General features: G+C 53.6%; 15 protein-coding genes and 1 pseudogene. All 16 read left to right on the top strand.

Annotated elements, in window-relative coordinates:
* Positions 1–86: 86 nt before the first annotated feature.
* The 16 genes and pseudogenes from ETC02_RS06170 to ETC02_RS06095 all read left to right on the top strand — a co-directional run bounded on the left by ETC02_RS06170 (position 87) and on the right by ETC02_RS06095 (position 13,715).
* Entirely contained in the window at positions 87–683 is a 597-nt protein-coding gene (locus ETC02_RS06170) for a YphA family membrane protein (RefSeq protein WP_033010539.1), read from the top strand.
* Positions 680–1,582, top strand: coding sequence for a YIEGIA family protein (locus ETC02_RS06165; RefSeq protein ID WP_050367461.1), 903 nt, complete (start codon positions 680–682; stop codon positions 1,580–1,582). The genes ETC02_RS06170 and ETC02_RS06165 overlap by 4 nt, the downstream gene beginning before the upstream one ends.
* Positions 1,572–1,757, top strand: coding sequence for a capping complex subunit for YIEGIA (locus ETC02_RS06160; protein WP_033010543.1), 186 nt, complete (start codon positions 1,572–1,574; stop codon positions 1,755–1,757). The genes ETC02_RS06165 and ETC02_RS06160 overlap by 11 nt, the downstream gene beginning before the upstream one ends.
* A gap of 210 nt (positions 1,758–1,967) precedes the next feature.
* A pseudogene (der, locus tag ETC02_RS06155) lies at positions 1,968–3,275 on the top strand (ribosome biogenesis GTPase Der); the annotation flags it as partial.
* Positions 3,276–3,319: 44 nt separating this feature from the next.
* Positions 3,320–4,351, top strand: a complete 1,032-nt coding sequence (locus ETC02_RS06150) for an NAD(P)H-dependent glycerol-3-phosphate dehydrogenase (protein WP_050367459.1) — start codon at positions 3,320–3,322, stop codon at positions 4,349–4,351.
* 180 nt (positions 4,352–4,531) lie between these two features.
* The gene (locus tag ETC02_RS06145; protein ID WP_033010547.1) at positions 4,532–4,735 is read left to right on the top strand and encodes a DUF2768 domain-containing protein; all 204 of its coding nucleotides are present in this window, start codon (positions 4,532–4,534) and stop codon (positions 4,733–4,735) included.
* Positions 4,736–5,157: 422 nt separating this feature from the next.
* A complete protein-coding gene (locus tag ETC02_RS06140) occupies positions 5,158–5,880 on the top strand; it encodes a hypothetical protein (RefSeq protein WP_063210397.1) in 723 nt (240 codons plus the stop codon).
* A gap of 161 nt (positions 5,881–6,041) precedes the next feature.
* A complete protein-coding gene (gene spoIVA / locus ETC02_RS06135; RefSeq protein ID WP_033013994.1) occupies positions 6,042–7,520 on the top strand; it encodes a stage IV sporulation protein A in 1,479 nt (492 codons plus the stop codon).
* A gap of 774 nt (positions 7,521–8,294) precedes the next feature.
* Positions 8,295–8,567: an HU family DNA-binding protein gene (locus ETC02_RS06130; protein ID WP_008879623.1), complete on the top strand. Its 273-nt coding sequence runs from the start codon at positions 8,295–8,297 to the stop codon at positions 8,565–8,567.
* Between the two features lie 132 nt (positions 8,568–8,699).
* Positions 8,700–9,266, top strand: coding sequence for a GTP cyclohydrolase I FolE (gene folE / locus ETC02_RS06125; RefSeq protein WP_033013996.1), 567 nt, complete (start codon positions 8,700–8,702; stop codon positions 9,264–9,266).
* Positions 9,267–9,279: 13 nt separating this feature from the next.
* Positions 9,280–9,504, top strand: a complete 225-nt coding sequence (gene mtrB, locus ETC02_RS06120; protein ID WP_033013997.1) for a trp RNA-binding attenuation protein MtrB — start codon at positions 9,280–9,282, stop codon at positions 9,502–9,504.
* A 302-nt stretch (positions 9,505–9,806) separates the two neighbouring features.
* Positions 9,807–10,637: a heptaprenyl diphosphate synthase component 1 gene (locus ETC02_RS06115; protein ID WP_050367458.1), complete on the top strand. Its 831-nt coding sequence runs from the start codon at positions 9,807–9,809 to the stop codon at positions 10,635–10,637.
* Positions 10,638–10,641: 4 nt separating this feature from the next.
* Positions 10,642–11,346, top strand: a complete 705-nt coding sequence (menG, locus tag ETC02_RS06110) for a demethylmenaquinone methyltransferase (RefSeq protein WP_171698131.1) — start codon at positions 10,642–10,644, stop codon at positions 11,344–11,346.
* A 15-nt stretch (positions 11,347–11,361) separates the two neighbouring features.
* Positions 11,362–12,324 carry a heptaprenyl diphosphate synthase component II gene (gene hepT, locus ETC02_RS06105; RefSeq protein ID WP_033009740.1) on the top strand — a complete coding sequence of 321 codons (963 nt, stop codon included), beginning with the start codon at positions 11,362–11,364 and terminating at the stop codon, positions 12,322–12,324.
* A 98-nt stretch (positions 12,325–12,422) separates the two neighbouring features.
* The gene (gene ndk / locus ETC02_RS06100) at positions 12,423–12,872 is read left to right on the top strand and encodes a nucleoside-diphosphate kinase (protein WP_044744929.1); all 450 of its coding nucleotides are present in this window, start codon (positions 12,423–12,425) and stop codon (positions 12,870–12,872) included.
* 72 nt (positions 12,873–12,944) lie between these two features.
* Entirely contained in the window at positions 12,945–13,715 is a 771-nt protein-coding gene (locus tag ETC02_RS06095; protein WP_049624819.1) for a CheR family methyltransferase, read from the top strand.
* The last annotated feature ends 93 nt before the right edge of the window (positions 13,716–13,808 follow it).

The following is a 13,808-nucleotide window of genomic DNA, read 5'->3' as shown; positions in this document are numbered from 1 at the left end:
TTTACTATGACCGGGCGTTCTTTTTTCTATGCATGAATGAACGGCCATAAAAGATGACATAATGGACATAATAAGGGGTGGAAAAGATGGAAGGGACTTATTTTTATCTCTTTTTTTGGTTCATATGGATTGTCGCCACCTTTTTGATGAAAAAGACGGGCGAACGGACGAGGCTGGCGGCGTTCGCTCTTGTGATGATCAGTTCCGCGTCGTTGACGGTGGAAATCGGTGTTGTCCGCGCCACGTTGGCGTTTTTCGTTCTTTTTTTATGTTCATGTTATGCGGCCATCGAGCGGCGGCCATGCCGCCTTCCGTTTCTGGCGCTGTCGGCGTCCGGCTTGGCGTTTGCCTATGCCGCCTTCCGCCTGCTTGCCTTGTTTGATCCGGTTTGGATTTGGCTTGACGGCCAGTGGATGCTCGCTTGGTGGCTCGTTATCGTCAGCAGTTTGTTTCATCGCCGCTTTGCCGCCCGCCTTCTTTGTCTGGCGCTTGGCGGCTGCCAAGGGGAAGCGGTATACGCCATGGCCATTCACCGCATGGCGCCCGACTATGTGCTCGGTTCGTTCTCGTTTTTCGACGCGGCGGCGATCAGCGCGTCGTGTTTGCTTATTTGGGAAATGATCCGCTTCCTGTCGCTTCAGCTCGAGGAAAAACGGCCTGTAAGGGGGGCGAGACAGCCGTGAACGAATATACGTTTCCCATTTTATACGGCGTCGCTGTCGGAGTGCTGACCCGCCTTTATTTGTTGCGCACCGATTACCGGCAGTATCCGACATACTTGCACGGGCGGACGATCCATATCGCATTGGGGGCGATCGCTGCCGGTCTAGGGACGGTCGCCGTGCCGGCGATCATGGAAAAGGAGTTTGCCGCCATCACGTTTTTGGCGTTGGCCGCCTCACAGTTTCGCGATGTGCGCAACATGGAGCGCAACACGTTGAACGAGCTTGACCAGTATGAATTAGTGCCGCGCGGAAAAACATACATTGAAGGCATTGCGATTGTGTTTGAAGGGCGGAACTATTTGGTCATTTTCGTTTCGTTTTTATCGACTCTTTTTTATTTAGTGTGGAACGTTTGGGCGGCGCTCGCGGCCAGCGCCATCGGCATGATGGTGGCGCGGCGATTTATGAGCGGGAGCCGGTTGAAAGATATCGCCGATGTGAAATATGTCAAACCCCATTTTGAGGGGGCAGGGCTGTATGTGGACAACATTTACATTATGAATATCGGCTTGCCGGCGCGGAGGGAAGAAATTTTGCGCTACGGGATGGGGTTTATTTTGACGCCGAAAAACTTCAACGCCCGAACAACGATCGCCAACCTTGGGCAGCGGCAGGCGATTTTGCACGATGTGTCGACGGCGCTCGGCATTTACCGCGACTCCGGGACGCCGGCGCTCGTGCCGCTCGCCAAACGTGATTTAAACGACGGGCGCGTCGGCATTTTCATTTTGCCGCAAGTGGAGGATATCGAGAAGGCGAAAGCGGTCATTGAGAATGTTCCGGTGTTGGAGAGCGCGATCCGCATGCCGGGCGAGCGGAGTTGGAAACGGAGAGGGGGCAGCGGTGATGACGCATGAAAAAATGATTTTGGCGGTCATTACGATCAACGGTGAAGCCGTCGCTGGGGGTGCGCCGATCTTTGTTTGCCGCACGAAGGAGGAGATGGAGCGAATCGCCGCCAATTTGGAGGCGATTTTGGACGGCATCGCCCATGAGCTCAGCGACGGGCTGCTTGTGATCGTCAAGCATTAGGCGGTTGTTGGGTGTTTCACTTTTTGATAAAATAAAGCAGTTGCAGCACGTTTTGGTTCATCGCCCAGCGCCTTCCCCGCTTTTCAAGCCGGGTGGGCGGCAAAGGCGCGGATCGCCCAAGCGTGCTTGGCAGGGATGGATGTCTGGTCTGGAAAAAGGCGCCTCTTCAAGAGCAAACGAAACAAAAATGAGGATCAAAAGGGTGGTAGCATGGCAAATCCAGTTGTAGCGATTGTCGGCCGTCCGAATGTGGGGAAATCAACGATTTTCAACCGCATTGTCGGAGAGCGCATTTCCATTGTGGAAGACGTGCCTGGGGTGACGCGCGACCGCATTTACAGCAGCGCCGAATGGCTGAACCATACATTTTACTTAATCGACACCGGCGGCATCGACATCGGCGATGAGCCGCTGCTTGTGCAAATTCGCCAACAGGCGGAAATCGCCATCGATGAGGCGGATGTCATCATCTTTATGACGAACGGCCGCGACGGTGTGACTGCGGCTGATGAAGAGGTGGCCAAGCTGCTCCGCCGGTCGAACAAGCCGGTCGTGCTCGCCGTGAACAAAATCGACAATCCGGAAATGCGTGATTTGATTTACGACTTTTACGCGCTTGGATTCGGGGAGCCGTATCCGATTTCCGGGGCGCACGGGACGGGGCTTGGCGATTTGCTTGACGCCGTCGTCCGCCATTTTCCAAAAGGGGCCGCCGAAGAGTATGAAGAGGACGTGATTAAGTTTTGCCTCATCGGCCGTCCGAATGTCGGCAAATCGTCGCTTGTCAACGCCATCTTAGGGGAAGAGCGGGTCATTGTCAGCGACATTGCCGGGACGACAAGGGATGCGGTGGACACGTCGTTTGTGCGTGAAGGGCAGGAATATGTTATTATTGATACGGCAGGAATGCGCAAACGCGGAAAAATTTACGAAAGCACGGAAAAATACAGCGTGCTGCGCGCGTTGCGGGCCATTGAACGGTCGGATGTCGTTCTTGTCGTGCTAAACGCCGAAGAAGGCATTCTCGAGCAAGATAAAAAAATCGCTGGCTATGCGCATGAAGCCGGGCGCGGGGTGATTCTCGTCGTCAACAAATGGGACGCCATCGAAAAGGATGACAAAACGATGGCTGAATTTGAGCGGAAGATTCGCGCCCACTTCCCATTTTTGGACTATGCCCCGATTTTATTTGTGTCGGCGAAGACGAAACAGCGGCTCCATAAGCTGCTGCCGCTCGTGCAGCTTGTCAGCGACAACCATGCGATGCGCGTTCAGACGAACGTGCTCAATGAAGTCATTATGGATGCGGTGGCGATGAACCCGACGCCGACGCATAACGGCAAGCGCTTGAAAATTTATTATATGACGCAAGTCGCCGTCAAGCCGCCGACGTTCGTCGCCTTTGTCAACGATCCGGAATTGATGCACTTTTCGTACGAACGATTTTTGGAAAACCGCATCCGCGATGCGTTTGGCTTCGAGGGTACACCGATCAAAATCATCGCCCGCGGAAATAAGAAAAGCGGAAGGCTGCGACAATCGGATAAAGGAAGTGGGAAACGATGGAGAACATCGCTGTATTGGGCGCCGGAAGCTGGGGGACGGCGCTGGCGCTCGTTCTGGCTGACAACGGGCACCGCGTTCGGCTTTGGGGGCAGCGGGCTGAACAGATCGAGGAAATCAACCAACGGCGGGCGAATGAAAAATATTTGCCGGGCGTCCGCCTGCCGGAAGCGATCATCGGTTATCATGATCTTTGCGCTGCGCTCGACGGCGTGTCCGTAACGGTGCTCGCTGTGCCGACAAAGGCGATCCGCGGCGTGCTGCAAAAAGCGCGCGCGTGCCTGGCGGCGCCGGTCACCGTGGTCGCCGTCAGCAAAGGCATCGAGCCGGGGACGCACAAGCGCGTATCGGAAATTGTCGCTGAGGAAATGGGCGAATGGCTGGAAGACGTTGTCGTTCTTTCGGGGCCGAGCCATGCGGAAGAAGTGGTGCTCCGCCATCCGACGACGGTGGCGGTGTCATCGCCGAATATGGAAGCGGCGCAGCGCATTCAAGATCTATTTATGAACCATCACTATTTCCGCGTGTATACGAACCCGGATTTAGTCGGTGTCGAAGTCGGCGGGGCGCTGAAAAACATCATCGCCTTGGCCGCCGGCATCAGCGACGGGCTCGGCTACGGGGATAATGCGAAAGCAGCCCTCATCACAAGAGGGTTGGCCGAGATTGCCCGGCTCGGCTGCGCGCTTGGCGCCAACCCGCTCACCTTTTCCGGGCTGGCCGGAGTCGGCGACTTGATTGTCACGTGCACAAGCACCCATTCCCGCAACTGGCGGGCCGGTTATATGCTTGGCCAAGGAAAAAAACTTGACGAGGTGCTCGAAAGCATGGGGATGGTTGTCGAAGGGGTGCGGACGACAAAAGCGGCGTACGAGCTGGCGGGAGAACTCGGCGTCAAAATGCCGATTACCGAGGCGCTCTATGAAGTCTTGTTCGAAGGGAAAGAGCCGAAAGAAGCAGTCGATTCGCTCATGGCGCGCGGAAAAAAGCAGGAAATGGACGATGTCATGAACATTTTTGCCGAGCCGTAACGCTGAAAATAGGCGGATGGCGGTACAAGTCGTCCCTGTTTTGCATACAATATGACGAACCATCATCGGCTTGAGCTTCCGGAAGGGTATAAGGTAATGCTGAAGTAAAGAAAGCCCCGCTTTACTTCAGCTTTTTTTATGGCGATGATATAATAGTTGTCGAAAAAAGGAGGAACACGTATGTCACCGGCTTTAGCGAAAATGTGGATCGCCATCGCCTCAATGGTGTTCATGTTTATTTCCGTCGGTTTCATTTATTTGAGCCGCTACAAGCTCAAGATTCGCTGGCTTCGCTTTTTGCTGGCGGTTATCGCTTACGTCCTGTTGATTCTCGCTGGCATCATCATTATTTTTGTCGTGTTCAGCGGACCGACGCCGCAATAGGCAAAGGATGGAGGAACTGTCAACTACCCCCACTTCGCTCACGCTTGAAGTGGGGGCTTGCAACTCCCCAGAAGTGCAAACGGACTTCGTCCTCCTTCCTTGACTTGGGGTTGCATCAGGGGGCAGGTTGACGACTACCCAACGACGCAGGTCATGCCTGCATCGTTACCGATTCTCTCGGTGTGTCTGTTGGCAGTACTTGGCTTCCACACACAACAGACGGACCTACGCTCGATGTTTTACGGTTACAACGTTTCCTGTAACCAACTCCATACATCGAGTAGCCGTGATTGGAGTGCCTTTATTGAACGGTTTTCTCCACGCCTTTATTATATCATACACAAAAGAAAGGGGGGAACGCGCATTCCTCTCCCACTTACTCCCTTTGGTCGTTGAAGTGGGAGTCTCCTGCGCGAAATAGGATGAAACGGATTGCTCGCTTTCTTTTAGCCTGTTTGTTTCTCGTGCCGCTTTCCGGCTGCTTGTATCCGCAAGAGCGGCTTAAGCAAAACCAAATTCCATACAAAGACCAAGTGGCGGCCGTCCAATCGGCGGTTGACGAATACCGGAAGGCGACCGGCGGATTGCTGCCGATCAAGACGCGCGACATGAAAACACCGATGTATTTAAAATATCCGGTTGACTTTCAAAAGCTCGTTCCCCGCTACATGCAGGAACCGCCGGGAAACGCCTATGAAAGCGGGGGTGTTTTCCAGTATATGATCATCGATGCGGAAACGAACCCGACGGTCAAGCTTCTTGACCTGCGTCTCGCTGAGCGCATCCGCGATTTGAAGCTGCGGCTTTCGATGTATACGGATCGGCACGGTTATCCGCCATTTCAAGATGTCGTCGCACCGGGCGTATTTACGCTCGATTACAAAAAGCTCGGCTATAAAGAGCCGCCTTATGTCGTCAGCCCGTTTTCCGGCAACAACTTGCCGTTTGTCATCGACGGGAATGGAGAAATTTACATTGACTACCGTTCTGATTTGTATGCGGCGTTGAAAAAATATCCGCACCACTACAAGCCGGGTGACGATATTCGCCCGATTTTGACCGACCATTCGCTGTTCGTGCCGGCGTACTCCCTTCCGTACACGATCGACGCCAAGACGAACGAGCCGATTTTTTTCACGAAATGAGTCATCATCCCTTCTCTGGAAAAATACATTCTAGAGAAGGGATTTTTATTTATGGTTTTTAGTCATAACCGAATCGGACAACATCATATGCATATAGTGTCCGACTATGCTAGCTCATTCCAATGTTTCTTATAACGACCGAAAGACTGGAGGGGAGTCATTTGGAAAAGGTCGATATTTTTAAAGATATCGCCGAGCGGACCGGCGGCGACATTTACTTAGGGGTCGTCGGCGCTGTCCGCACCGGGAAATCGACGTTTATTAAGCGGTTTATGGAGCTTGTCGTCATTCCGAACATTCAAAACGAAGCCGACAAGGCGCGCGCCCAGGACGAACTGCCGCAAAGCGCCGCGGGCAAAACGATCATGACGACGGAGCCAAAGTTCGTGCCCAACCAGGCGGTGACGGTGAAAGTCGACGAGGGGCTTGAAGTGAACATCCGACTTGTCGATTGCGTCGGCTATGCTGTTTCCGGCGCGAAAGGGTACGAAGACGAAAACGGGCCGCGGATGATCCACACGCCTTGGTATGAAGAGCCGATCCCGTTCCAAGAGGCGGCGGAAATCGGGACAAGAAAAGTCATTCAAGAACATTCGACGATCGGGGTCGTCATCACAACGGACGGCACGATCGGGGAAATTCCGCGCCAAGCCTATGTAGAAGCGGAAGAACGGGTCATTAGCGAGCTCAAAGAAGTCGGCAAGCCGTTCATTATGATCGTCAACACCGTTCGGCCGCACCATCCGGAAACCGAGGCGCTTCGCCGCGAGCTCGCCGAAAAGTACGACATTCCGGTGCTCGCCATGAGTGTGGAAAGCATGCGCGAAGCCGACGTGTATAACGTGCTTCGTGAAGCATTATATGAATTCCCGGTGCTTGAAGTGAACGTCAACTTGCCGAGCTGGGTGATGGTGCTGCGCGAAGATCATTGGCTGCGCGAAAGCTATCAAGAAGCGGTGCGCGACACCGTCAAAGACATCAAACGGCTGCGCGACGTCGACCAGGTTGTGCAGCAGTTTGCCGAGTACGATTTCATCGAAAAAGCGGCGCTTGCCGGCATCGAAATGGGGCAAGGGATCGCCGAAATTGACTTGTATGCACCGGATGAGCTGTACGATCAAATTTTAAAAGAAATCGTCGGCGTCGAGATTCGCGGCAAAGACCATCTGCTTCAGCTCATGCAAGACTTCGCCCATGCGAAAGCGGAATATGACCAAATCGCCGACGCGCTGAAAATGGTCAAACAAACCGGCTACGGCATCGCTGCGCCCGCTTTGTCTGACATGAGTCTTGACGAACCGGAAATCATCCGCCAAGGGTCGCGCTTTGGCGTCCGCCTCAAGGCGGTGGCTCCGTCCATCCATATGATCAAAGTCGACGTCGAATCCGAATTTTCTCCCATTATTGGAACGGAAAAACAGAGCGAAGAGCTTGTCCGCTATTTGATGCAAGATTTTGAAGACGATCCGCTGTCGATTTGGAACTCCGACATTTTCGGCCGTTCGCTCAGCTCGATCGTCCGCGAAGGCATTCAGGCGAAACTCGCGCTCATGCCGGAAAACGCCCGCTACAAGCTGAAAGAAACGCTTGAACGCATCATCAACGAAGGCTCCGGCGGCCTCATCGCGATTATTTTATAGAAAAGCGGCGGCGAGCCGGAGCTAGACAATAAGAAAAGCGGAGGCGTCGATATAGATGCAACGAAGAAGTTTAACATATCCTTGACGGAAAAGCGGTTTGTCCATTTTCGACTGTCGAAGGCAAGCCATAGGCTTGCCCCGTCACGCCAAGGCGTGACGGAAGACCGAACAACCACCTGCTTCACAGACCCATATATGGGTCTGTGAAGCGGCGTTGTTCGGTCGCCTGACAGTCGATAAAAGCTGCAAATGGTAAATCTTCAAATTGCATCTATAGAGATTTGCTCCCCGGTCGGGGGCTTTTTTTTGTTTTTTTGAATCAAGGATCTTTCATGGGGGAAAAATCGTTGAAACCCTTGAGAAATAAGGATTGGCACTTGATTATGCGCATGGCGTTATGGTAATCTTTTATCTGAAATCGTTGTTTTGGTGAAATATGCCTAAAATTGGCCGCTTTGGCGAAAAAAATGTTGAATTATCGCGATAAATTGGTTAAGATTAGGCATGTCACCGCATCTTGGCGGAATCAAGGCAGTTCCGCCTAAAAGCGGCGGGCGGCGCTGAACGGTCAAGGGGACGCTTCCATCGGCGGCGCGGGCGCATGTTCTGTCTGTCTTTCTGAACGAAGGCAGAATCATTGGCTGCACCGGTGCGACGCCTTTCATGCGCCGGCCTTTTCGCCGCCGAAGCCGTCAACGTCTATGTATAGAAAAGCAGAAAAGTGTGCACAAATGGTAGTAAACAAGAACAGCTCCTTGGGAGGAGGTGAATGGCATGAACAAGACGGAATTGATCAACGCGGTAGCTGAAACAAGCGGTCTTTCCAAAAAAGATGCAACAAAAGCCGTTGATGCGGTATTTGACTCGATTACAGAAGCGTTGCGAAAAGGCGATAAAGTGCAATTAATCGGCTTTGGGAACTTTGAAGTGCGCGAGCGCGCCGCCCGGAAAGGACGCAACCCGCAAACGGGCGAAGAAATGGAAATTCCGGCGAGCAAAGTTCCTGCATTCAAACCGGGTAAAGCGTTAAAAGATGCCGTAAAATAAGCCTACATAGCTGAGGCAGGAGCTAGGAGGGAAGGGCTGGTGATGCACCGCCCTTCTTTTTTGTTTTTTTTTGCTCTCTATGCTAGAATCGGATTACATGCAGTTTTTCTAATGCAGGAGGATGTTGTTTACATGCCGGAGATCAATTTTGCGCAAATTGAATATGCAGTCCGCTTGATTTTGGAAGCAATTGGGGAAGACCCAAACCGTGAGGGGCTTGTCGACACGCCGAAACGAGTGGCGAAAATGTACGCCGAGGTGTTCGCCGGACTGCACGAAGACCCCAAGGAGCATTTTCAAACCGTATTCAGCGAGGAACATGAGGAGCTTGTGCTCGTTAAAGATATTCCGTTTTACTCGATGTGCGAGCACCATTTAGTGCCGTTTTTCGGCGTTGCCCACGTCGCCTACATCCCGCGGGAAGGAAAAGTGACCGGGCTAAGCAAGCTCGCCCGGGCGGTCGAAGCGGTGGCGCGCCGCCCGCAGCTACAGGAGCGCATTACGGCGACAGTCGCCGATTCGATCGTCGAAGCGCTCGAACCGCACGGGGTGATGGTCGTCGTCGAGGCGGAACATATGTGCATGACGATGCGCGGCGTGAAAAAGCCGGGGGCGAAAACGGTGACAACGGCAGTGCGCGGCGTGTTTGAAACGGATGTTGCCGCCCGTTCGGAAGTGCTTTCGCTCATTAAAGCATAAGGAGGGGGCAAGGATGTATACGAACAGCGACTTTGTTGTCATTAAAGCGCTTGAAGACGGAGTGAACGTCATTGGATTGACGCGCGGGGCGGATACACGGTTCCATCACTCGGAAAAGCTCGATAAAGGCGAAGTGTTGATCGCCCAGTTTACAGAGCACACGTCGGCGATTAAAGTGAGAGGCAAGGCGTATATTCAAACGCGCCATGGCGTCATTGAGTCGGAAGGGAAAAAGTAAGTTGGCAAATGTCTAGCAAACTATATAGATGCAACAAAGAAGTTTAACATATCCTTGACAGAAAAGTGGTTTGCCCATTTTTGACTGTCGAAGGCAAGCGTGTGGCTTGCCTCCGTCACGCCTTAGCGTGACGGAAGACCGAACAACGACTCGCTTCACAGACCCATTCATGGGTCTGGAAGCGGCGTTGTTCGGTCACTCGACAGTCGGATGCAATGACCGGCAAAGACGAAAAATGTTAAAGCTTTAAATTGCATCTATATAGAGCGTTTTCGACAAAATTATGTTATAATGAGTCCGTTATGGTGGTGCGGATATTTTCGGGGACAAGGGTGGTTCATGTGGATGACATCACGGTGAAATTGGCGTCATTGAAAGAACAAATTGAGCAGCTGCTCCATCACCCATATTTGCGCGAGCATTTGCCGGCGCCGGCGATCGATGAAGATCGCCTGCTGCTCTCGCTGTCAATGCTCGAGGGCGCTTCAACGGCGCCGAGTGAGGCGGAGCGGTGCATCATCGCCATGATGCTCATGCAGATCGCCCTTGATACCCACGATGAGGTGACAGATGACGGCGGCGACTTGCGGACGCGGCAGCTTGTCGTCCTGGCCGGCGACTTGTACAGCGGGCTGTACTATGAGTTGTTGGCGCGTTCGGGCGAAACGGCGCTCATCCGCTCGTTCGCCGAGGCGATCCGCGATATTAACGAGCAAAAAGTGCGGCTTTACGAAAAAAAAGCAGAGCGGATCGAGTCGTTGTTTGCGGCGGTCGGCACGATCGAATCGGCGTTGCTTGTCAAGCTCGCCGACCGCATGGCGGCGCCGCAGTGGGGGCAGTTTGCCTATTCGTATTTGCTGATGCGGCGCCTGCTGCTCGAGCAGGAAGCGTTCATCCGCACGGGAGCTTCGGTGCTCTTTGAGCAAATGGCGCAAATCGCGTTCCCGCGCGCGAAAACGTTGACGAAAGAGCAAAAGCGGCATTTGCTCCGCTTTTGCCGCCGCTATATCGACGGCTGCCGGGAGGCGCTGTTTGCGGCGAAACTGCCGGTCAACGGCCTGCTGCAGCTCCGCGTGGCCGAGCTTTCCGGCGGGGTTCAAGCCATCGCCAAAAAGACGGTGGAAGAAGGGTAGAACGATGCATCAATCGAAAGAAGAGCGAGTCCATCGCGTATTTGAAAACATTTCTGCGCATTATGACCGGATGAACTCCGTCATCAGCTTCCGCCGCCACTTGAAGTGGCGCAAAGACGTGATGCGGCGGATGAATGTGCAAAAAGGCAAAAAAGCGCTCGATGTGTGCTGTGGGACGGCTGACTGGACGATCGCCTTGGCGGAGGCGGTCGGTCCGGAAGGGGAAGTGTACGGCCTTGATTTCAGCGAAAACATGCTGAAAGTCGGCGAACAGAAGGTAAAAGCGCTCGGGTTGCATAATGTGAAGCTCATTCACGGCAATGCGATGCAGCTGCCGTTTCCTGACAATTCGTTCGATTATGTGACGATCGGCTTCGGTTTGCGCAACGTCCCTGACTATATGACCGTGCTTAAGGAAATGCACCGGGTGACGAAGCCGGGCGGCATGACCGTCTGCCTGGAAACGTCGCAGCCGACGCTGTTCGGGTTTCGCCAGCTTTACTATTTTTACTTCCGGTTTATTATGCCGCTGTTTGGCAAGCTGCTGGCGAAAAGCTATGAGGAGTACTCGTGGCTGCAGGAATCGGCGCGCGAGTTTCCGGGGCGGGACGAGCTGGCCGAGATGTTCCGCGCCGCCGGTTTTGTCGATGTCGAGGTCAAACCGTACACGTTTGGCGTGGCGGCGATGCACTTGGGCTATAAACGGTGAGTTAAGGTGAACAACATGAAGTTAAAGGCGATGTATTCGTTTTTAAGCGATGATTTAGCGGCGGTCGAAGAGGAGCTTGAGCGGGCGGTTCAGTCGGAATACGGGCCGCTTGGGGAAGCGGCGCTCCATCTGTTGCAGGCGGGCGGAAAGCGGATCCGTCCCGTTTTTGTCTTGCTTGCCGCCCGCTTCGGCCAATATGACCTTGAGCGGATGAAGCATGTTGCCGTTGCGCTCGAGCTCATTCATATGGCTTCGCTCGTCCACGACGATGTGATCGACGACGCCGATTTGCGCCGCGGCCGGCCGACGATCAAGGCGAAATGGAGCAACCGGTTCGCCATGTACACAGGGGATTATTTGTTTGCCCGCTCGCTCGAACGGATGGCGGAGCTCGGCAACCCGCGCGCCCATCAAGTGTTGGCGAAAACGATCGTGGAAGTGTGCCGCGGGGAAATTGAGCAAATTAAAGACAAGTACCGGTTTGATCAGCCGCTGCGCACGTATTTGCGGCGCATCCGTCGGAAAACGGCGCTGCTCATCGCCGCGAGCTGCCAGCTTGGCGCCCTCGCTGCCGGCGCGCCGGAGCCGATTGTGAAGCGGCTGTACTGGTTCGGCCATTATGTCGGCATGTCGTTTCAAATTACCGACGACATTCTCGATTTCACTGGGACGGAGGAACAGCTCGGCAAACCGGCCGGAAGCGACTTGCTGCAAGGAAACGTCACCCTTCCTGTGCTGTATGCCTTGAGCGATGAGCGGGTGAAGGCGGCCATTGCAGCTGTCGGTCCGGAAACGGACGTTGCGGAAATGGCGGCGGTCATTTCCGCCATTAAGCGGACGGACGCCATTGAGCGGTCGTATGCGTTAAGCGACCGTTACCTTGACAAGGCGCTTCACCTTCTTGACGGACTGCCGATGAATGAGGCGCGCGGCCTGTTGCGCGACCTCGCCCTTTACATCGGGAAAAGGGATTATTAACGCTTTCAAGGACGTTGTTGCCAATGGCGCGAAACAATGGTACTATGGTGGTTGGGAACCCGTTTCCTAGTACATACGACAGTAGGGGTGGAGAATGAATGGCAGAACGGACATTTTTAATGGTAAAGCCAGACGGGGTTCAGCGCAATTTGATCGGCGAAATTGTTTCGCGCTTTGAGAAAAAAGGCTTCCAGCTTGTTGGCGCGAAGCTGATGCAAGTGTCGCGCGAGCTGGCTGAGCAGCACTATGCCGAACATAAAGAGCGTCCGTTTTTCGGCGAGCTTGTCGACTTTATTACATCCGGGCCGGTGTTTGCGATGGTGTGGGAGGGCGAAAATGTAATCGCCGCCGCCCGGCAAATGATGGGGAAAACGAACCCGCAGGAAGCCGCACCGGGCACGATTCGCGGCGACTTCGGCTTGACGGTCGGCAAAAACGTCATTCACGGCTCCGATTCGCCGCAAAGCGCGGAACGCGAGATCAACCTGTTTTTCAAAGAAGAAGAGCTTCTCCACTATACAAAACTGATGAACGAATGGCTCTATTAACAAAAAGACCGGCCGCCCATCGGCCGGTTTTTGCCGTTTTTGTACATTGACAGGAGAGAGGAACAGGGGAAGATGGACGATTATGCGCAATTCATTGCCAAAGTGAAGCGAAAAACCGGCATTGACTTATCGCTATATAAGGAAGCCCAGATGAGGCGGCGTTTGGCGTCGTTGTACATGAAAAAAGGGCTAAAGAGCTTTGCCGAGCTGTTTGCAGCGATGGAAAAAGACTTGTCGCTCTGGCATGAATGTCTTGACCGGATGACGATCAACGTGTCCGAGTTTTATCGCAACGCCAAACGATGGGAGGTGCTTGAACGCGTCATTTTGCCGCGGCTGTTGACGAAACATCCGCGCCCGAACGTGTGGAGCGCCGCCTGCTCAACCGGCGAGGAGCCGTACACGCTCGCGATGGTGCTCGCAAAACGATTGCCGCTTCACCGCGTGTCGGTGTTGGCGACCGACATTGATGATAATGCGCTCGCCCGCGCGCGCCTCGGCTTGTACAGCGAACGGTCGCTTGTAGAGTTGCCCGAGGAAATGAGAAAAAAGTTTTTTACGAAAGAAGGCGAGTATTATAAAATAGACGAAAGGCTGAAACAAACGGTCAAGTTTCAAAAGCACAACTTGCTCGCGGATCCGTTTCCGCGCAACATGGATTTGATCGTTTGCCGCAACGTGCTCATTTATTTCACTGAAGAGGCGAAGCGGATGCTGTATCGGAAATTTCATGATGCGCTCCGGCCCGGGGGCGTGCTGTTTGTGGGGAGCACGGAGCAAATTTTTAACCCGTCCTTATACGGTTTCGAAGTCGAGGAGACGTTTTTTTATCGGAGAAAATAGCGGGCGCCGCGCTCTTTTTTTACAGAAACTATTTTCATTTTTCAAATTTATGATATATTTTTACATAAACGCGTTAAAGAGCTGAAGGGAGAG

The sequence above is a fragment of the Geobacillus sp. DSP4a genome, from assembly GCF_013096875.1.
Lineage (GTDB): Bacteria > Bacillota > Bacilli > Bacillales > Anoxybacillaceae > Geobacillus > Geobacillus thermophilus.
This window is presented reverse-complemented; position numbering and strand designations above follow the sequence as displayed.